The organism is Kothea flammea (genome assembly GCF_052161645.1).
Taxonomy (GTDB): Bacteria; Planctomycetota; Planctomycetia; order Pirellulales; family Pirellulaceae; genus Laterigemmans.
The window spans coordinates 126283-147667 of sequence record NZ_CP197414.1; the positions used below are offsets into that span (position 1 = coordinate 126283).

General features: G+C 56.9%; 13 protein-coding genes. 2 read left to right on the forward strand and 11 right to left on the reverse strand.

The features are described from left to right. The first annotated feature begins 130 nt into the window (after positions 1 to 130). Positions 131 to 1474, forward strand: coding sequence for a bifunctional folylpolyglutamate synthase/dihydrofolate synthase (locus SH139x_RS00430; RefSeq protein WP_488353323.1), 1344 nt, complete (start codon positions 131 to 133; stop codon positions 1472 to 1474). A 113-nt stretch (positions 1475 to 1587) separates the two neighbouring features. After that, a complete protein-coding gene (locus SH139x_RS00435) occupies positions 1588 to 1905 on the forward strand; it encodes a hypothetical protein (RefSeq protein ID WP_488353324.1) in 318 nt (105 codons plus the stop codon). Here SH139x_RS00435 and SH139x_RS00440 read toward each other — a convergent pair whose 3' ends face one another. The 11 genes from SH139x_RS00440 to SH139x_RS00490 form a co-directional block, all read right to left on the reverse strand. Beyond that, complete coding sequence (locus SH139x_RS00440) at positions 1906 to 2460, reverse strand: phosphonate degradation HD-domain oxygenase (protein ID WP_488353325.1); 555 nt, start codon at positions 2458 to 2460, stop codon at positions 1906 to 1908. It lies immediately after the preceding gene. Between the two features lie 1073 nt (positions 2461 to 3533). Beyond that, positions 3534 to 3911, reverse strand: coding sequence for an endonuclease domain-containing protein (locus SH139x_RS00445; protein WP_488353326.1), 378 nt, complete (start codon positions 3909 to 3911; stop codon positions 3534 to 3536). A gap of 45 nt (positions 3912 to 3956) precedes the next feature. Beyond that, a complete protein-coding gene (locus tag SH139x_RS00450; protein ID WP_488353327.1) occupies positions 3957 to 6989 on the reverse strand; it encodes a CRTAC1 family protein in 3033 nt (1010 codons plus the stop codon). 24 nt (positions 6990 to 7013) lie between these two features. Beyond that, positions 7014 to 10070, reverse strand: coding sequence for an FG-GAP-like repeat-containing protein (locus SH139x_RS00455; RefSeq protein ID WP_488353328.1), 3057 nt, complete (start codon positions 10068 to 10070; stop codon positions 7014 to 7016). A 121-nt stretch (positions 10071 to 10191) separates the two neighbouring features. Next, on the reverse strand, positions 10192 to 10683 hold the full coding sequence (locus SH139x_RS00460; protein ID WP_488353329.1) for a carboxypeptidase-like regulatory domain-containing protein: 492 nt from the start codon (positions 10681 to 10683) through the stop codon (positions 10192 to 10194). A 316-nt stretch (positions 10684 to 10999) separates the two neighbouring features. Beyond that, the gene (locus tag SH139x_RS00465) at positions 11000 to 12052 is read right to left on the reverse strand and encodes a DUF1559 family PulG-like putative transporter (protein ID WP_488353330.1); all 1053 of its coding nucleotides are present in this window, start codon (positions 12050 to 12052) and stop codon (positions 11000 to 11002) included. A gap of 900 nt (positions 12053 to 12952) precedes the next feature. Next, complete coding sequence (locus SH139x_RS00470; protein ID WP_488353331.1) at positions 12953 to 14005, reverse strand: DUF1559 family PulG-like putative transporter; 1053 nt, start codon at positions 14003 to 14005, stop codon at positions 12953 to 12955. Between the two features lie 313 nt (positions 14006 to 14318). Further along, entirely contained in the window at positions 14319 to 16295 is a 1977-nt protein-coding gene (locus tag SH139x_RS00475) for an FG-GAP repeat domain-containing protein (RefSeq protein WP_488353332.1), read from the reverse strand. Between the two features lie 75 nt (positions 16296 to 16370). Next, on the reverse strand, positions 16371 to 17639 hold the full coding sequence (locus SH139x_RS00480) for a tetratricopeptide repeat protein (protein ID WP_488353333.1): 1269 nt from the start codon (positions 17637 to 17639) through the stop codon (positions 16371 to 16373). A gap of 183 nt (positions 17640 to 17822) precedes the next feature. Continuing rightward, positions 17823 to 19127 (reverse strand): enolase C-terminal domain-like protein, encoded by a 1305-nt coding sequence (locus SH139x_RS00485; RefSeq protein ID WP_488353334.1) that lies wholly within the window; start codon positions 19125 to 19127, stop codon positions 17823 to 17825. 305 nt (positions 19128 to 19432) lie between these two features. Further along, positions 19433 to 21355 carry a hypothetical protein gene (locus tag SH139x_RS00490; RefSeq protein ID WP_488353335.1) on the reverse strand — a complete coding sequence of 641 codons (1923 nt, stop codon included), beginning with the start codon at positions 21353 to 21355 and terminating at the stop codon, positions 19433 to 19435. Positions 21356 to 21385 lie beyond the last annotated feature (30 nt).

Below are 21385 nucleotides of genomic sequence, written 5' to 3' on the forward strand. Positions count from 1 at the left end.
ACAAGGGCATTTGCTTCAGTGCTACGGCAGCTCACCCTTGAAGGTTCACCGCCGCTGACATCCAATTTTTTGACTTGGTTCTTTTGCTAAATTCCTATCGCCACTTTCCAATTCTCTTTGCGGCTGACCTATGTCACCACTTGATTATCTCTACGGACGCCTAAATTACGAGCGGGTTTCACCGGCCGCCAATCAAGGCGCGTTTCGATTGCAACGGATGCGACATTTATTGCGACTGCTGGGGCACCCTGAAAGGTCCTTTCAGATAGTTCACGTGGGTGGCACGAAGGGGAAGGGCAGTACCTGCGAGATGATTGCCACCATGTTAATCGCTTGTGGATACAAGGTGGGCCTTTATACTTCGCCCCATTTAGAGCGATTGGAAGAGCGGTTTCGCGTCGATGGCCAGCCCTGCGAGGCGAGCGAATTGGAGGCGTTGGTCGAGGCGGTGCGGGGAGCGGCCGACCGCGTGGAGCAGATGGGTGAAGGGCAGCCGACTTTTTTCGAGCTGACCACCGCCATGGCGATGGAGTATTTTCGCCGCACGCAATGCACGGTCGCCGTGATTGAGGTCGGCTTGGGCGGTCGGCTCGATAGCACCAACGTCTGCGATCCGGTCGTTTCGGTGATCACCAGCGTGGGGCTCGATCATCAGCACATCCTCGGCGATACCCACGCGCAAATCGCTTTTGAAAAGGCGGGGATCATCAAGCCGGGTGTGCCGGTGGTGAGTGGCGTCGAGCAGCCTGATGCCCGGCAAGTAATCCGCGAAACAGCCGCCCAACGCGGAGCCCTGTTGTGGCAATCGGGGGTAGATTTTCAAGTCACTCCGTGTGAGCTTGAGGAGGAGTCGTTATCGTCGTTGCTAAAGCCGTTTGATTTCCACGCTCATAATCCGCTGCTGCGGTCGCGGCTCGGCTGGGCCGTGGGGCTGGAGGGGCGGCATCAGCAAATCAACGCGGGTGTAGCGCTGGCGGTGATGGATGCACTGGTTCCAGTGGGGCTCAGCGGGCCGCTGGACGCTCAACGATCTGGTTTGGCAGCTGTCCGCTGCGCCGGACGAGTCGAACGCTTTGGTGATCAGCCAGAAATTCTGCTCGATACGGCGCATAACATCGATTCGGTCACAGCGCTCCGCGCGGTTCTTCGGGATCGACCGGCAGGCGGCAAGACAGTCGTGGTTTTCGGCACCAGCGCCGATAAGGATGGGGAGGCGATGTTGCAGCTATTGAACTCGGTCGCCGATCACCTGTTTCTTACCCGCTATTGGTCAAATCCGCGGTGGTTCGACCCCGTGGAACTCGCACGTATGTCTTCGAATCAAAATACTATCGTTGTAGATAAGCCAGCTGATGCGCTCTCGCGAGCCATTCAGGTGGCCGAGCCCGATGGACGGGTCGTGATTTGCGGTTCTTTCTTCTTGGCAGCCGAGTTGCGGCCCCTCTTGCGGGCTCAGCACTCACCCGGCGGCTGATGCCAAAAACTATCTTTTTTCCAAATTCTCTCCCCGTTGTGACCTAACGTGTCACAGCACTTGGCGAAAGATAGTTGTGTCAACGAAAGTTCTTCAACTCAGGAAACCCAATCATGGCTAAGTACTACATCCAATCCGGCACACTTCGCGCCACCCTCGCTGCTGAAGACTCCCGCCGAGCCGCCCTCTGGGCCGTGCACCAAGCGATGCAGCAAGTGCTGCCCGTCTATGACGATCCCGATCTCACCGCCCAGCAAAAATCGGATCACGCGATGGTCGAGGGCATGTTCGTCTTGGAAGGAAAAATCAAACTCAGCGAACAAGGTTTCGATCGTGACGATGCCGAGCTGGTCGATACATTCGATGTCGTGATCGAGTGGAACAAGTTAATGGTGGCTCTCGACCGGCTGGAAAAATTGTTCGGTGAATAATCAAGCAGACAGGCTCGCTTCGTTGTTCGCCAAGATGCTCAAGTAGTGGTCGATATCGGGTGTTTCCAAGTCGACCACTTTCGCCAAATCGTCCCAACGCCGCAGCGCCACGGCTGCCTCCCAATGCGGTGACCCGCGGAACGCATCCAGCTCCTCTTCGGACATCATCCCGCCTTGGAGATGGAGGCTGACCACCGATGGTTCGGATAGTTGTTCGAGATAGCTGGGGTCGGTCGTGCACAGATAACGCTTGGCGGCAACATGCTGTCGGACAGGTTCGCTGACCGCTTCACTGAAATGTTTCCGCAGGTAATGGTATCCGCTGGTTTCGTGATGATCGTCAATGCCCTGCTCGGGCGCGTCGTCGGGCAGCTCATGCAACAAATGGCCGATGTCATGCAGCAGTGCGGCCAAGATTAAAGCAGGGGATGCTTGTTCGGCTTCGGCTAGCGCCGCACACTGCAACGCGTGCTCCAGCTGAGTAACGGCTTCTTTGCCATACTGCGAATTGCCTCGCTGAGCGAATAAAGTGGCGATCTCAGTACTGATGCTCATGTGTCAAATTTCCCTTGATATCGAAGCCTGCTTGCTTTTTCAAACTACCTGGGTAGCCCCGTCAGGACCAGGGGCGAATTCAATGAATCCTCCGTGAAGCGGTTGCAAAGATTTTGTGAAGCGTAGGGGAGTTACCGCATCACGGCTTTAATTTCTTCACGAACGGCCCGCAAGTCTTGCGTAAAGCGAAAACCGTTGACGCGCAGAACTCCGTAGCGGAGTGCTTTGAGGTGATTGTCTCAGGATAACACACAACCATCGATGTTGGTTTTTTTACGCTGGCTCCCCTCGCCCCTGAGGAACGAAGGGGAGAGGGGTCGGGGGTGAGGGGCCGACCGCGCATAAGCTCCGCATCACGGCCTCAATTTTTTCACGAACGGCCCGTAAGCCTTGCGTAACACGAAAACCATTGATACGCAGAACTGCGCAGCGGAGTGCTTTGAGGTGTTTGTCTCGATTCGCAACGTGCGTCTTTGCTGGTTCGTTTCATTGCCATGTTTTTCTTCGGGGCTACAAAGCTGAGCCCCTCACCCCCAGCCCCTCTCCCCTTCGTACCTCAGGGGCGAGGGGAGCGATCTTGAAGGGGAGATACGGCATCACGGCCTCAATTTCCGCATCACGGCCTCAATTTCCTCGCGAACGGCCCGCAAGTCTTGCGTAATGCGAAAACCGTTGACGCGCAGAACTCCGTAGCGGAGTGCTTTGAGGTGATTGTCTCAGGATAACACACAACCATCGATGTTGGTTTTTTTACGCTGGCTCCCCTCGCCCCTGAGGAACGAAGGGGAGAGGGGTCGGGGGTGAGGGGCCGACCGCGCATAAGCTCCGCATCACGGCCTCAATTTTTTCACGAACGGCCCGTAAGCCTTGCGTAACACGAAAACCATTGATACGCAGAACTTCGCAGCGGAGTGCTTTGAGGTGTTTGTCTCGATTCGCAACGTGCGTCTTTGCTGGTTCGTTTCATTGCCATGTTTTTCTTCGGGGCTACAAAGCTGAGCCCCTCACCCCCAGCCCCTCTCCCCTTCGTACCTCAGGGGCGAGGGGAGCGATCTTGAAGGGGAGATACGGCATCACGGCCTCAATTTCCGCATCACGGCCTCAATTTCCTCGCGAACGGCCCGCAAGTCTTGCGTAATGCGAAAACCGTTGACGCGCAGAACTTCGTAGCCGAGTCCTTTGAGGTATTTGTCTCGATTCGCATCGTGGGTTTTTGCTGCTTCGGTTAGATGATCCTTGCCATCAATCTCGATATTTAGTTTTAGCTCTAAGCAGACGAAATCCAGTGTGTAAGGTCCGATGGGATGTTCTCTGCGAAACTTTTGGCGCAGCAAGCTTCGCCCCCGCAGTATTTGCCAGAGATCATCGGCAAACTCGTTGGCTTGTGCGCGTTGCTGCCTCGCGAATTGGATTCTTTCCGTCTGACGCTGTCTGCTTCGTTTTATCGCCATGATTTTCTCTGGTTCGACAATGCGCTCCCCTCTCCCCTTCGTACCTCAGGGGCGAGGGGAATCCAGCTCGCGGCCGCGGCCTTCGACGCAGGTCAGCGTTTGGTTGATGGCGTCGACCGGAAAGCTTTCGCGGCGGCCGCTGGGCCAGCTGATCTCAAGTTGCTCGACAGAAGTCAGCTCTCCTAATCCAAATACCAGCTGAGCCTCGTTTCTAGCTTGATAGCCGTCGCCACTGGTCAGCTGCCCAAATCGCTCGATGCCATTCCCAGATACTTTCACGCGGGCGCCTATCGCGTCTCGGCTGGAGGTCGTGCCAACCAGCTTGATCGCCACGTAGTTGCCCACCGCGGTTGTCTGGTTCTCCAGCAATCGGCTGCTGTCGTAAAGATGTCCGACCAGCAGATCTTCGCGACCATCTCGGTTCCAATCCAATCTCGCCACCGCTCGGCCCAGCCATTGTTGCTGGAAATAATCGCCTGAGTTTTTCGCGATCACTTCTCGGAAACCACCCGGCTGTTGCGTGAACAATTGGGCTGGCATTGTGTAAGGTCGGTTGTTGCGGCTGAGATCATCAATATGACCGTTAGCAACAAATAGCTCTGCTTGACCATCCAGATTTAGATCCAAAAACTGAGCCCCAAATCCTAGTACATTCAGCGATGGATTGTGCAGCCCAAGGGCGCGGGTCTTATCGGCGAATAAATTTGGACCTTGGGAAATATACAACGAATTGGATTCATAAAGAAAATTTGTAATGAAACAATCGACCAACCCATCTTGGTTTAGGTCCCAGGCCGCAATCCCCATGCACCCTTCCGCTTTGCCGTCTTCGTTAAAGGCAATGCCCGCCACAGTGGCGCGGTCGCTCCATTGCTTGGCTTCGCGGCTCATGCGGTTGTAAAGAAAGTTGGGGGTGGTGTCGTTAGCCACGATCAAGCTGAGGTTGCCGTCGCCAGCGACATCCGCAGTGACCACCCCAAGGCCCTTGCCGAGCGGTTGTGGTTGCAGCAGTTGGGCCGTTCGATCAAGGAATGTACCATTTCCCTGGTTGATCCAGAGGGTGTCGCGTTCACTGTCGAAATCAAAGGGCATGCAAATCGCCGGGTGGCCATTCGCGTCCACGCACACGCGCTGAAAAACGTCCTCGCCACGCACATAATTAACATCATATATGTCAGCCAATCCGTCGCCGTTGAGGTCAGCCATGACCGTGCTGGTTGTCCACTGCTGGCCACTGAGGCCGGCTGACAACGTCACATCCTGAAAAGTCCCATCGCCATTGTTGCGGTATAGACGATTGCTGCTGCCGGCATTGGCCACGTAGATATCGGGGAATCCGTCAGCGTCATAATCGCCTACGGTAACACCTTGGCCGAAGCCAAGTTCCTGTTCGCTGAAGGCTGCCGCGACGTGCTGAAAACGCTCACCCTGCTGATTGCGATATAACATATCAACTTGTCGCCCGTCAGCCGCAGCAGCTGGCCAGGTGGTGCCTTGGGTAAAGAAGCTATCGGGCCAACCATCTAAGTCATAATCGAGCACCGCAATCCCGCCCCCCGTAAACGCATACATTCGCCGCGGGGGCTGCTCCGCCGAACCGTTGAAATAGGTGAAGTTGAGTTCGACCTGGGCGGTAACGTCAGCGAACTGAAAATCGATCGTGTCGGGCTTCATGGTGCCGGGCTTCATGGTGCCGGGCTTCGCAACCGGAAGCGGGCCCGATCCCTTCGGCTTGGCAAATCCCTCCGGCGTGGCCGTTGGTGACTGCACGTCGGGAAGTGGATATTCTTGTTTGTCGCACAGCCGCACTGGGGCGAGGCGAGGGTCGGTAACTTGCAGTGGCGTCCCGCGAAGTTGTTGCTGCAAGCGGCCAAGTCGCTCGCGGACGGCTGGGGCGGTCGCATCAATCTGAGTGGCTAATTGCAGCCAACCAAAGGCTTCCCAGTTTCGCCCCACCTCCTGATACTGGTCGACCAACTCCAGCAAACGATCAAGCCCGCTGGGCTCGCTGGAAAAGAAGATGCGGTCTTGCAAATCGGTCAGCGCCTGCAGTTGCCGGGCGTGCGTGGCGAAGGCTGTGGCTAACTGCGTTTGATCGTCGCCAGCCAGCAATTGGGCGAGTCGTGCGTTGGGGATTTTTGATTCGGGCTGTCGCTGGGCGGCTTCCAAATAACAGCGAATCGCCGCTCGGCTTTGACCTAAGTGTTCCGCCAAGCGGCCACGAGCTATCCAGCTGGCGGCTTCTGTTTCGGCCGCCGGGTTGAGGTTCAGGCTCCAGCGGGCTAGCGCTTCAAAATCTCCCAGTGCGGCCCATTGTAGACCGAGTTGCGCTTCGGCGATTGGTCGCCCCTGCGCATTTTCCGCACCACTCGCCTCTTGCTTGCCATGCGTGATTGCCCGCTGAAGTAGTTCAGCAGCCCGTTGATGTTGGCCTTTGTCGGCGGCGTGCCAAGCTAGTCCGATCAGTGGCAATGGGTCTTGGTCATTCGCTTGCTGGGCTTTGTTTAGTAACTCCTGATTGTCGATGACACCATCTTCGCGGGCCAACAGCATCAACAAGTCGCCCGCGTTGCCGCTGCGAATTAATTTTAAGACAGGTTCGATCGCCGCAGATCGTTGGCCGGTTTCGCCGTACAGACGAGCCAGCCCGCTGTTGGCGACAACATTCTCGGGGTCGATTGCCAAGACAGACCGGTAATGTTCGACCGCAGCCGATAGCCGGTAGAGAGAATTGTGCGTGATTTGGGCGGCTAGCAATTGGGCTGCGCCGTAGAGGCTGGGGTCTGTCGGGGAAACGGCTTCGGCGTGCAGCAAACTGGCGGAGAAATCGTCGCGTCGTGAAGCCGATTGCGCGGCGATCAGGCGGGCATCATCGCGAGCCGGGTCGAGTTGGTAGGCGCGGGTGGCTGCTTGCTCGGCCGCCTCGAAGCGACCCGCCGTGAGATCTTCATATGCTTGCTCAAAGAGTTGTGCCGCTCGCTGTTGTGGCGATGGTCGCAGTAACCACCAACCGGCCAGCAAGCACAACGCGAAGGCCAGCAGGAACGTCGCGATGAGGGGAAATCGGCGAGTTTTCATGGTCGCGTTTGCCGTGTTCGCCACCTAATCGCTTCCACTGGCGACGACGGCTGTCCAAGGTTGGCCGTCACGCGTGAAGCCACGCGTGGCACCCTCCACAATACTGACCGCGGAGTTAATGGGAAGGTTTTCGATGATGGTGCGGCTGCCGCTGGGCCAATCGACGGCCACGCTTTGCACCTCAGTCGCGTCCCCCAACCCAAATTGCAATAGACGTTGATTGGATGCTTGATAGCCATCGCCGGCAACCAATTGACGCTTCCAATTGCCCTTATCGCTGGTGACTTCCACCCCAGCGCCGATACAGTCGCGTGCTGAAATCGTGCCGATGAGTTCAACGTTGAGATAGCCACCGACACCGGTGGTTTGATTGCTGACCAGGGTCGCTTGTTGGTTGATGTTGGATACGGCAAAATCGATCAGTCCGTCCCGATTCCAATCGAGTTTGGCAAGTCCGCGGCCGAGGTAGTTGTCGCTAAAATAATCTCCCAGCGTCTCGGCTGTTAATTGTTCAAAGCGTGCGCGGCCCCGATTGATAAAAAACTGCGGTGGCATCTGATACAACTTGCCTTCGCTGCGATAGTCGTCAACATGCCCGTTGGTCACGACTAGGTCGGATTGACCATCTAAGTCGGCATCAAAAAACTGAGTGCCCCAACCCACGTAGGGAAAGCTCGGTTGCTGGAGTCCAGCGGCGCGGGTGGCGTCGATGAATAACCCGGGAGCGTCTTGCAAGTACAACGAATTGGGCTCGTCCATGAAATTGGTCACTAAGAAATCTAATAACCCATTTCCCGTTAGATCGTCGGCTGCGATTCCCATGCAGGCCATCGCCAGTCCGTCAACATTATAAGCCAACCCTCGGAGCAAAGCTCGGTCAGTCAAGCTAATGGCGTATGGGTCGGCGGGATCTTTGGTGACTTGCAGGAAAAAATTGGGGACTTGGTCGTTGGCAATAAATAACCCCGGCAGCGGATCGTCACCAAAACGGGCTGCTAACACGCCCAAGCCTTTTGCTTCTTGTTGAGGTGTGGCGTTTTCCAGTTGACGAAAGCTGCCATCTCCTTGGTTCAGATAAACTTCGTCCGCCGCGCCGGGGAAGACTTTGGGCGAACAAGCTTTACCACCACAGATCAATTCAAAGACATTATCACCGCTGAGATAATTGACTGCGTAGATGTCAAGCAAACCATCGCCGTTGAGGTCCACCATCACGCAACTGGTCGTCCATTGATCGGGCGAAGGCCCTAGCAGTTGGGTTGCGTCGCTGAACGTGCCATCTCCGTTGTTGCGCAGCAGTTGGTTGGTGCCGATGTTGGCAACGTACAAGTCGGGAAAGCCGTCACTATCAAAGTCGCCAACCGCCAGCCCCTGACCAAAGCCGAGATTCAACGCGCCAGCTTCTGCGGCGACTTGACGAAACTGCTCTCCACCCAGATTGCGATAGAGATGATCGTGGATATTGGGGTCACTGGTCGGTTTCGCTTGGCCGGTTGGCCAGCTGCCGCCTTGGGTGAAATAGAGATCGGGCCAGCCATCAAGGTCAAAATCGATGACGCCGACGCCACCGCCGGTTTGTTCAAACATGCGCGACCCGGGCGTGGCCTGGTCGCCGCCGTTTTGATAGACGAAATCAATTCCCGCAGTGCGTGCTAAGGCAAAGTTTGGTTGGCTCGGCGAGTGGGTGGGAGCCGCAGGAGAGGGGTCGGGTGCGGTTGGCCTCGAAGCGCTTTCCGCCTTGGCCAGCTCCAAGTATTTATTGAGGTCAGTCTTAGCGATCAAGTCGTAACTGGTCACGGTCCTCGGCATCGTGGCGGTTAGTTTTGGCTGTAGTCGTTCTGCCAGTTGGGCGGACCAATCATTGCCGGGATGCAGGCGGGTGGCAGTGACGCCCCAGGCCCAGGCTTCCAGCCACCGCCCGCTGGCTTCGCAAATTTCACTCGTTCGCCGCATTGCAGCCGCGCTCTGGCCACGTGAGCGGAGGGTTTCATCAAGCTGCTGGGTGAGTTCTAGCAGCAACTGAGCACGCTGCACAAATTTTTCCGCTGCAGGGTCTGCGAGCAAGGTGAGGACTTGCCCTAATTGATAGCAGGCCCGCCGATGTTCGGGGCGAATCCGCAACGCCATGGCAAAGCAACCAGCGGCCCGCGTGAGGTCGCTTTGCCCCCGCGCCAGCAAGCCGCGGGCAAACCACACATCAGGGTGCAAGTCGGCCATCGGGGGCAATTGCGAACGCCAGTTAACGATCTGTTCTTCGCTGGCACTGATAATGACTTCGCCGAGCATGGCGTGCGCGGGGATTTGATTTGGCTGCCGCTGCAGCACGCTCCTGAGGATTCGCGCCGCGTCCCGCTCGTTGCCCTGTTGGATAGCAACTTGGGCTTGTCCCATTTGCACCCAGACACTCTCGGGATTTTGTGAAACGGCCAATTGGATGAATTCAGGTTGTTCAATCGGCCGCTCCAGATCGCCCAGCAATGCCAACGAGTCAAGCGACCATTGTTGATGACGAATCAGAGCCAAGTAGTGCGGCATCGCTTCCCAACGCTGGCCAGTCACGGAAAACAGGAATGCCAACCGAGTGTGGGCTTCGACGTCTGCCGGCTCTCGCTCGACGACTTTCAGGTATTGCTGGGCCGCCTCTTCCAGCTTGCCGACGGAGCGATAGAGTTCTCCGAGATAGAAGCTGGCTCGCGTCCCTTCGCTGGTTTCTTTGCGAGCGACTGAGCGATAGTGGTTGACGGCGTCGTCGATCCGGCCATCGCGACTGGCCGCTTCACCGGCAAGCATGCTGGCTTGATCGGCCAAGGGGCTGTCAGTGCTGATTTCTTTGGCCAAGGTTTCGGCGGTGCCGTACTGGCCTTGGCGAATGGCTTCCATAGCCTGATCAAGTCGAGCCGCGTCGGCCGCGGCGAGCGGAGCCGCAGAGTTTTCGGTTGAAGTTTCTGGCTGCGTCGTCGGTAGCCAAAAGACGGCCAATAGAGTGACTGCGGAAATGCCCAGTGCCAGGATCAGCAGCAATCCCCAGCGACTTCCTGTGGCGACTGTTTGCTCTTGATTTGGACGAGGTTTGGGTTTCATCCCGAAGAACTTTCGTAAGCCGTCTCGCCAGATGGTGGTTTCCACGCTCTGGCGAGTTTAGCGATTCAAGTGATCGCCAGCGTGTTGCTGGCATTGCGCTGTCACGTGACAGCTTGTCATCTCAGTCCAGCACGAGGTCAATCGTGTTGTCTTCTTCATTGACCGTCTTGATCAACGGCGTCGAGGCGACCGAGGCGTATTTTTCAGGCAGCAATGAACCGTCTCCACCTGCAGCACCGCCACGGGGGCCAGCGTGAGATGGGGCAGATGGGCCACCACCTTGTCCAGTGGCATCGTGTGCTGGTTCGCTAGGGCCACCGCCGCCAGGGGCCGACTTGCTGACCAACACCTTATATTCTCCCTTGACCGCGCCGTCGCCTGTGTCATAAGTCGTCAGCGTGTATACGCCCTGAGTGTCGGTGCGAGCGAATGCCGAAGGATTGCCATCGACTACGGGTGCAAACGTTACCGTGGCACCCGGTACCGGAGCACCGCCCATGGTGACTTTACCGGTGACTGGAAAAGTTCGCATTTGCTTTCCGCCGGTCGGTCCGCAGCCAATTACCACAACGGCAACTAACGCAAACGATAAACCGCATAGGGTTCTTGTCATCGTTATCCTAAGCTCCTCGAGTTCTGTGGGTTGAGTGTGAATTTTAAGAAAAGTTTGGATAGGCACGTCTGCTCAGCGAACTCAAAAAAAGGCTGCCGCAGAGTCCTAGTTATCATAGCAAAAAAGAAGGTTCTGTGAGCTGTGCTCAAAGCTTATTTTCAGCTTGGCGGTGAATCGGCTTGAAAGCCCAATTACGCGTGGCGAACGCCGTCGGTTCACGCGAGCCATAAAAAAACGGAGACCGCATCGTTACCGATACGGTCTCCGTCTAAATTTGCTGCTCGCTAACCGTTTTCGTAAAGGTTATTCGTAAAAGTTAGTTGAACGGATTGTTCAATACTTCGCCACCACGAGCTGATCCCAGTGAGCCCCAGACTCCGTAAGGACTTTGGGCATTGGGTTGACCGGGTGCGTCGGGTGGTGGCAACGAACGGTTGCCGGTGTCGATCGTCTCGGCAATGAACTTGACCGAACCGTCGCCCAACGCACAGTGCACACCACCTGGGTGGCGGCTTGTGGGCTCGTAAATCCCATCTTCACCGTCCCAGCCGCCTTGCGTGCAGCTGGCCGTATTGGGGCCGAGGACCGTGGTGCAGCCCGTAAAAGCAGGTGCTCCGTCAGCCCAGCGAAGGCCCGACCAAAAGCCCAGGTCCGTGGTGATGTAACGCTTGCCGGGACCAACTTGAGCAAAGCATTCCAGCGGATTGTTATTGCGGAAGCCAGAGCCGATGTTGCGAACGGTACCACCATCAAGCACCAAACTGCTGTTCTGTGCCAAGGTGCGTTCCGACATGGCAATCGTGTTGCTCAAACCGTCTTGGACGTCACGAAATCCCTTGGAGATGGATTGGCCAGTGAACATGCCACGTAAGCCGCGTCCGCCGTTGCCGACCCATTCGTTGTGATCCCATGACGAATCGCCGCGGCTGAACATGTAATTTGTCTTGCCGGTGCCGCCAGTCCGAGAAACATCAGAGGGGCAGTTGAAGGTCGGAATCTCGGTAATGAAAGGCACGTACCCGCCATCCCAAGGAACTGCCCTAAAGCCATCAGCAGAAATCTGGTTGTAGACGTTGCCCTGCTCGATAAACGGCAGCATGCCGACGAAACCGCTATAGCGACGAGGAGCAAGGATCCCGCCCGCCTCAATGGTTTGACCAGGTGGCAACCTTGTAAAGGTGTCGTGATAGTTGTGAAGCGCCAAACCAAGTTGCTTCATGTTGTTGCCGCATGACATGCGGCGAGCCGCTTCCCGAGCAGCTTGCACGGCCGGCAATAATAACCCGACCAAAATTCCGATGATTGCGATGACCACCAACAGCTCCACAAGCGTGAAACCGCGAGGTTGGCCCAAAGTACGATGCCTCATGAAAACCTCTGTGAAAAGTAGTGCAGAAAAACAAAAAAAGTAAAAGAGCCTCGAAATCGGTTGCTATGAAATTGATTGAAAAATCAAACCGATTTCGTCTCATGGACCACTTGCTATACCCAATCAACCGCGACTACACCCGCGCGGTACGTGGTCGCTTAGCGAGTGAATTTTTGTCCACTCATATAGCAGCGAAAAGCGTCCAGCGAAAACTGTGCCAATGCTTAGGCGGCTCAGCGATCCCTTCGCAAACCTAAGTTTATAGTAGATATCGACGCAAGCCGGATGTCAACACATTTCGGCCGTATCCAAGCCTTCGATGGATGCTAACGGGATAAACTTCTCCATTGACCGGAGAAATGGTTAGCTCTGCCCCTGGCAAAGGGGTAATGCTGTCGACCCCCCCCGTAGTGGCCGGGCTGTCTACCAGCTGGGAGGCTCGCGCATTAAGAGGTGGCGAGTTATCGTGGCGGAGGCAAATTAGAGGTGCCGTCCGAAAATCATGTTATTCGTGTTTAAATAAGTGCCGTTTTTAACGAATGTTTATGCGCCTTTACCGTTTCCTCTGCGGTCGAAATTCAGGCTGACGGAGAGGCGGGCTCTCGATGTCGACATCTAATCTTTGGGGCGACGCTCGGTTCGCGTCCGCTGTGAAATGCTCCGCTTAAATGATAGGCCTAACGGATCGACTCGACCAATTCGGTCGAGTTGCCAGTGGCGACTCGTCCGCCCTTCCGAAAATCGGAAAAATTTTGGACGCCTCTGAAAATCGATGATTTCAAATGCCTCCGACGCCTCAAGCACGCCGGAAAAAAATCGGAGGCCACGCCGGAATCGGCGCGGCCTCCGCTCGTTTCAACTGGTTAAGTGAAAGCCAACACGGCGATCAACTGATTTCCTTTAGTTGAACGGATTGTTCAACACTTCGCCACCGCGAGCCGATCCCAGTGCACCCCAAACCCCGTAAGGACTTTGAGCGTTGGGTTGGCCGGGCGCGTCGGGTGGTGGCAACGAGCGGTTGCCGGTGTCGATCGTTTCGGCAATGAACTTGACCGAACCGTCGCCCAACGCACAGTGCACGCCACCTGGGTGACGACTGGTGGGCTCGTAAATCCCATCCTCACCATCCCAGCCACCTTGCGTGCAGCTGGCAGTGTTGGGGCCTAGCACCGTGGTGCAGCCCGTGAAGGCGGGCGCCCCGTCTGGCCAGCGGAGGCCGGACCAGAAGCCAAGGTCCGTGGTGATGTAACGCTTGCCGGGACCGACTTGAGCGAAACATTCCAGCGGGTTGTTGTTGCGGAAGCCAGAGCCGATGTTGCGTACCGTGCCGCCATCAAGCACCAATGTGCCGTTTTGGGCCAAGGTGCGCTCTGACATGGCGATCGTGTTGCTCAAGCCGTCTTGAACGTCACGAAATCCCTTGTGGATCGACTGGCCGGTGAACATACCACGCAAACCACGACCGCCGTTTCCGGCCCACTGATTGTGATCCCAAGAGGAGTCACCGCGGCAGAACATGTAGTTCGACTTGCCAATGCCCCCAGTGCGAGACACATCGGAAGGACAATTGAAGGTCGGGATTTCCGTGGTGAACGGTACGTATCCACCATTCCAAGGCACGACGGTGAAGCCATCAGCGGAAATCTGATTGTAGACGTTGCCTTGCTCAATGAAGGGCAACATGCCAACGAAGCCGCTGTAGCGACGTGGAGCAAGAATCCCGCCCGGCTCGATTGTCAAGCCAGCAGGCAGTCTGCTGAACGTGTCGTGATAGTTATGAAGCGCCAAACCGAGTTGCTTCATGTTGTTGCCGCAAGACATGCGGCGAGCCGCTTCCCGAGCAGCTTGTACGGCCGGCAATAATAAACCGACCAAAATTCCGATGATTGCGATGACCACCAGCAGTTCCACGAGCGTGAAACCACGAGGCTGGCCCAGAGTACGATGCCTCATGGAAACCTCCACAAATAAGCTAGGTAAAAACGAAAAGGAAAAGACCGTTGAAATCGACCGCCAAATATTGGGTGAATGAAAAGCGCTCGACCTCGCCGGGGCACCACTGGCGAAAAACCTCCCGCAAGCAAAATAGCTGCCGGGTTGTGGCATCCCCTCACACCTGATGCAAAGAAAGCAGCCGCCAACGAGTCTCGCAGGTCGCGAAACTATTTTGCTGCCGCGGTGTTCAATGCACCTACGTCACCCAATGTAGGCCCGATGGAGGTGGGAAGTCAATAGTTTTTGGTGCTATGAGGGCCTTCGTAGTTGGCTAAAGGGCGAAATGCCCCCGCTGCTCCAGAAAGAGCGCCGTTCCATCGCGGGGAAGCGGGTGCTCTTCGGACTCGCCTCCTGGCCAATGAATACGAAGTTTGGCAATTTCCGTACTGGGCCTGATGATTAATTGCTGGGCCGAGGCCGAGAGAAAGCTGCCACCGCCGATAATTTCGCGCGTACTCACGGAAATGCCGTTTTTATCGAATAATTCTACGCGGACCCCGATGCCGCTGCGGTTGGAATCTAGCCCCACAAAGCGGCATACCGTGCCTCGCTCGACCCCTGCGGCCAGTTCTGTTTGGTTCCACAGCACCACCGCCGGTTCCAGTAAATGAGAGATCGCCAAGTCAATTCGCCCGTCTCCGTCCAAATCGCCAGCGGCAACTCCTCTACCCTTCCAAAAATTTTGAAAAAATTCTCCCGCCCCATGAGAAATATCTTGCAAGCGCCCTTTGCCCCTATTGATAAATAGTTGCGCTGGCATCGCAAAGGGCTCGGGATGCTTCAGCCAATGCCGGTCTTCCACGTGCCCGTTGCTGACGAACAGATCTAGCTGGCCATCCCCGTCGAAGTCTTCCAAAACGGTCCCCCAGCCGAGTACTTGGCGACTGGGACCAGCCAATCCGCTGCGGCGTGTCACATCGTCAAACCGCAGATCGCCCATGTTGCGGTAAACCGTGTTGGAGTCGCTGTAAAAGTGCGTCAGGATGAGATCGCTGAAGCCATCTCCGTCGATGTCTCCATGTGCGACTCCCATGCTGGCTTGCGCGTAGCCCGATCGGCTCAACGCCACGCCACTGGTCAGCCCCTGGTCGTCGTAACGGAGCGTAAAATTGGTCGCCGTGGTCGCGTTCTTCGGTTGCGCGGTGGCAACTAGCAACCCATTGGCTTGGCCGTCGTTGGCGACGAAAATTTCCGGCAAACCGTGGTTGTCAAAGTTGGCGATCACCACGCCAAGGGCTTTGTTTTCCTGGCCTCGCAAGCCGGCCGCTTCGCTCTGGTCAAGAAAGCCTCCCTGACCGTCGTTGAGCAACAGCACGTCATCGACTCCCGCATATTTCGATGGCGGGCACTGTGTGTAACCACTGGGCGAGTCGCTCGCCGGACAGAGCAGGGGATTCTCCAGCGAATCGACAAGGTAGTTCGCTACGTACAGGTCGAGGTGGCCATCGAGATTGACGTCGGCAAACGCGCAACTGGTGCTCCAACTGCTGACGTTCGCTCCCGCCCTCTCGGTAACGTCGCTGAAGGTGCCGTCGCCATTGTTGCGCCACAGCTGATTGTCACCAAAGCTCGTAATGTAAAGGTCATCGAATCCATCCCCATCAATGTCTCCCACCGCACAGCCTTGGCCGAGCCCCGTTTGCTGGATGCAACTTTGCGAGGTGATCTCGGCAAAACGCATGGCTCCCAAGTTGCGAAATAGTTTGCCGCCAGTTTGCCGGTCGCTGGCAGGTGTTGCCGGGGCAGCTAGGGGGGCCTCGCCAGCGCCCGCCGGTACGGGGAGCCTGCAGCCATCGGTGAACATCAGATCGAGCAAGCCGTCCGAGTCGATATCGATCATGGCCACGCCCCCACCGGTCGATTCAAAAATCCGGCAGTGGCCGCGAATATCCTCGTAGCGGCGAAAGTCGAGCCCCCGCTCGGCGCCCACGATTGCAAACGAGATCGGGCTGGGAGGGGCCGCTGGTTGGCTGGCTGGCCCCGATGTGGTTTCGCCCGATGCTGTTTGGCCCGATGCTGTTTGGCCCAGCGACAATGGTGGCGTTTTTTGCTCGGGCTCAAGTGGTGCAGACGCGGCCGCTGCCGGTTCGGGGTTCGGCTCCGCGGGCCGATTCGCATCGCGTCGGCAACCAAGTTGCAGCGACAGCAGACTCAGCGCGATCAGGGTGGACGCGATGAGATCTAAAGCGGCCGCCCGATAATTGCGGCTCGGTTGTGAACTATCGCTCACGATCTGACTTTTGCGCATCACTGCTCCCCAGGGTAAATCGCTCGCTAGATTCAAAGATTTCGCGGTGGCCGTTTCTTATCGGCCTACTGCATGTTACTGCTGCAGAGCCGCTTGTTGTTCGCGTAAAGCCTTCGCGTGCACGGCGAACATTTCCGCAGCGGGGGCAAATTCAATTTGCTGGCATTTTTCAACAAGTTCATCGAGTGCCTTAATCGCGTCGCCCTGGACGTTGGTGAGGTTGACGCGAATTTCGGCCAGCGTGGCGGCGCGTTCCAAAGCGGCGCGTTGCCGCTCTTCGTCTCCAACACGTCCCCAAGCGGCCGCCAGTGCCATTTGGGCGGGCGGATTTGTGGGATCACGAGCTAGCAGATTCTGAAAATGATTGATCGCATCCTGGTGCCGGTCGGCCAGCACGGCCGCTTCGCCCCGCATCCGCGTCAGCAACCACGGTTCGCTATCTTGGTAGCCGGGAAGTTCTGCGGCGAGCTGCTCGAAGGGCTCAATTTCGTTCGCTTCCCAGTAGGCTTCCAGCAAGCCAGCCAGCACCGCGCGATTTTCGGGTTCCTCACCTTTTAATGCCTGCCACATGGCAATCGCCTCGTCATAGGCACCTTCCAGCGTCAGATAGCGGGCCCGGGCGATCCGCAGTTTGACGCTGGTGGGATCTTCCCGCAGCGCCGCTTGAATCGTTTCCCGCCCCGCAGTTGAGTTGAGGATCAACAAATTGGGAAAGAAAAGGTGCTTGCTGTCGCGAATGTCAGCCAATCCGGCACGATGAACTTCAATCAGCAAATCGGCTCGCTCTTCCAAGCGAATCTCCAGCGAGAGGAGATATTCCAGCCGCTTGAAGGCATCCAGCAAATGCGGCAGATTGACCGTCTCGGCCTGCTTCATCACTTGCCAGTACTCCCGTAAATTGCGTTCGGCCGCTTCCAAGCGATGTAGTTGAATCAGCGCCGCGCCAGCTTGCAGCCGAGCCGGTAAGCCATACTTGGGGTGGTTGGTAGGGATCGCGTCAAACCAGCGGACCGCCGCTTCCAATTGTTCTTCGTTGACCGCCAGCTCACCAGCCATCGAGTAGGTGTCGAGGCGGTTGGGTTCCTGTCCCGGATAGAAATTGCGGAACATCCGCGCCGCGCGGTCGTACTGGGCCTGCGTAACACCAGCTGGTAATCCGTCAGCAGCCCCCGCTCCCGCCGCTTTGCCGTCCGCCTTTTCCTGGCTGGACGCCACGTTCGCGTCGTCGTTGGTGGTGCCACCGGAGTCGCCGTCCAGAATGTCGGGACCCGCCAGCGCTAGCCAACCACCACCGCTCACGAGTACCAGCACGCCTAAAATTGCGATTACTTTCCAACCCGCCATGCATTTCGCCTTCACTGATTTTCCGCCCACGTCGTCGGTGTGAAATCAACTTGTCTCATCACCGAACTTCCTTCCAGCATAGCAGCCGCGACCGCAGAAAAAAGCAAACAGCCCGGCAAACGGCTGCGACGATTCGCTTCCCCGATCTCACTTGTTGCGGGCAAACTTGATTGTTGCGAGCCCTTACTTACTGCGGGCCCGCCAGACGGTTCCCTGGGGATATTCGTAATCTACCAGCGACTGGTCGGTCATCGTGATGCTGTAGCCGGGCATCGTGGGCAAGCGGTAACGGGCCTGTTCGACTCGCAAGTGATCGACAAAATGCTCATGCAAGTGATCGGAGAATTCGACTACCACATTTTCCAGCGAGGGAGAGATGGCGATGTAGTTGAACGCCGAGAGGTGTTGCACGTAGTTGCAGAGGCCGACACCTCCGGCGTGCGGGCAGACGGGCACTTGAAACTTTGCCGCCAGTAACATGATCGCCAGCAACTCGTTGACACCTCCCACCCGGCAAGAGTCGATTTGGCAAAAATGCATGGCTTCGGCTTGCATAAATTGCTTGAACAAAATCCGATTGGCGATGCATTCACCCGTGGCCACTTTGATGGGGGCAATCGCTTGGGCAATCCGCGCGTGTCCCAGCACGTCATCGGGCGAAGTCGGTTCTTCAATCCAGACGGGATTGAATTGCTTGAGCACATCCATCTGGCGAATCGCCTCGTCGACGTCCCAAACTTGGTTGGCATCCATCATTAAATGGCAGTCATCGCCGATCTCTTCGCGAATGATTCGGGCCCGATGCAGATCGTCCTGCAGGTCCGCGCCAACTTTCATTTTGAACCACTGAAAGCCCTCGCGGAGATACTTTTGGCAGAGTTCCCGCCGATAGTCGTCGGGATAGCCCATCCAGCCCGCGCTCGATGTGTAACTGGGCAAACCGATTTCCAGCAGCTCCGCCTCGCGCTGGCTTTTGGTCGCTTCGTTGTCGCGCAAGATCTCCAGCGCTTCCTCGGGTCGCAAGGCGTCGGTGATGTGATGAAAATCAATCGAGCGAACGATTTGCTCGGGGGACATGTCGGCCAGTAACTTCCAAACCGGCTTTCCCTGTTGTTTGGCGTAGAGATCCCAAATGGCGTTGATGATCGCCGCCACCGACATGTGAATCAGCCCCCGCTCGGGGCCCAACCAGCGGAGCTGTGAATCGTTGCAGATCTCTCGCCAGTAGGTGCCAAAATTGTCGGTGATCTCTTCCAAGTCGCGACCTTCGACGAATTTTTTCAACGTCTCGATCACCGCCACGCACAATTCGGTGCCGCGTCCCAGCGTAAAAGTGATCCCGTGCCCCTCCAGCCCGGCCACGTCCGTCTCCAGTGCGACATAAGCGCACGAGTAGTCGGGATCCTTGTGAATGGCATCGGAGCCATGCAGTTTGTCGGAAGTGGGAAAGCGAATGTCGCGGACCGTTAATCGTTCAATGCGTGTCATCGGTGGGGAACAGCTGTGGGGGAGGGGACTGCGGCTCTCAGCGGATCTGCCGATTGTCGCCCGAGACCTGCCGCATCCGCAAGTATGCCTGCGACCCTCCTGCATCTTCGGGAGCAAGAAATCTCCGAGAGCAAAAAAACGAGTGCGAGTGCAAAGCGGCCGCGCACGGTGGAATAGGCATCCTTGCCTGTAAAGAAAGTACTTAACCTGTAAATAAAGCAGCTACTCTGTCTCCAAGTAAACAACCGTGCTCGTACTCGCAAAGGAGTGGACTGGCCCCACGAGCGAACACTGGCTTGCTCGCCTCATTCGGCACTCCCACCTGCTGCTGAGCTGGAAGTTGCCGTCGGGTTGGTCATCCGATAAACCACGATCGCTGCATCGTCTCCTGCGGGCTCATCTGGCGCTGGCTCCTCGTTGGTTCCCTGCACTCGCGTAAAAACAACGTGGCCAATCTGTCGTGACTCGCCCCAATCCACGGGGAATCGTCTCAAATCCACCACGATCCATCTTGCTCCCTCGTGCCACAAGCGATTGGCAACCCCGGCGGTAACGCCAGTTTTCCAAACCGTGTCGCGGAGCTGGAAATAGACCTCAGGAAAGAAACCCGAGTAGCCATTGACTAGCGGGACGCCATGCTCGCTGGAGAGCAGCATCCAATCGGTGGTGATCTCGAATTCTCCCACGTGGTCGCCGGCGGCCATCGGCAAGCAGAGTGCTCCCACGCGCTGGGCAGGATGCTGTTGCCGGTAGATTTTGTGTTCTTCGGCAAGCTGGTCAATCCACGAGTGTTGATCAGCGAATTGGGCCGTGGCCTGCGTCACCACTCCCAAGCCGATGCGGGGTGGCCAAGGGTCCAGTGTCGCCCACAGCCCACAAACAGCCAGCCCAACAGTCCCCAGGCCACGGTATCTTAATCGTGGGAATGCATGGCGGTTGGCGGTCAGTCGATCGAGCCCCAAATCGATCGCTTGGGCGGCCAACAGCACGCTGCCGATTTGCACAAAGTAGGCAAAGCGAAAGACGTTGCGAACTTGTGCGAACCCCGGCACATACTCGGCGATTAACCACCAAGGCTCCCAACCGAAAATGTTTAATCGTGCCCCCAGCGATAGCACTAAAGCGGTTGTGCCCACGCTGCCGATCACCATCGTCCATCGTCGCCGCGGTGCGATCCACAAACCGCCGACCAGCCCGATTGCGGCTAACCCCAGCTTTGCCCAACCAGGCGAAAGATACCAACCGTCGCGCGCCCAGTCGCTGCCCCATTTTGCATAGGAACGTCCGTAGACCGCCAAATAATCGCCCAGCGGCAATGAAAGTTGGCGGATGGTGGATTCAGGTCGTGAGACGTTATCGGCGGGCATCGCTCGCAAGTGATAAACCAGCGAACCGCACAGCAGGCCCACGACCACTGCCGAGACACCTAACATCGATCCGCCGCGATAGATTTGCAGCGTCGCCTTTCGCTCCGCTGACTCCTCAGCAAACAATCGAGGAGCACTCAGCATGGCGGCGGCCAACAGGGGAATCGCAATTACTAGCAACAGTGCCAGAAACAATCCATGATGTGCGCACAGCATCATCGAGATTGAAAACGCCAGCCCCAGCGACACGCCGCGACCAACTAGCAACTTCCAACTCACTTTTTGTTTGCTGTCGATGGTTAACGTGACTTGATATAACGCGGTCCAAGTCCACAGCAGGCCCCAGATCGGTACCAATTGCTGGACACCAATCTGCCAATGCGCGATCGGTAGTAGCAACATCGCCGCGCCGCCCCCCGTCGCCACGGCTGGTCGCATGCCGGCGACCAGTAGCATCCAACGCCCCAGCATGCCGTTGAGAAGCAGGGAGATGAGCAAATACAGGTTCGCCGCCAGAAACACCGAACCGCCAAACCACATCACCGGAGCCATCAGTATCAGTAATGGCTGGGGTTCTGAGAGTGCCAACGTATTGGTCGCTGGAAAGAAAATCGGCGCGTCCCAGTAATTCTCTAGTCCACGGTTCAAGCGGTCGACGTTCCACCACAGGGTCCAAGCGTTAAACAGCGGCACAGTCCGTGCTATTTCAGTCCCCACGACCAGTCGCGAGCCGAGCTGGCTGGCGAGCGGCCAAGTGCTGACAATTGCCAGCAAGATATACATGACCAAACTGACTACATTTGCTCGCCAGCTTTGATCGCTAGTTTGAGGTTTTTCCGCTGCGGAGCTATCTGCCGTCATCGTTGTCGCTTTTTTGCCACCGGTCGCCAA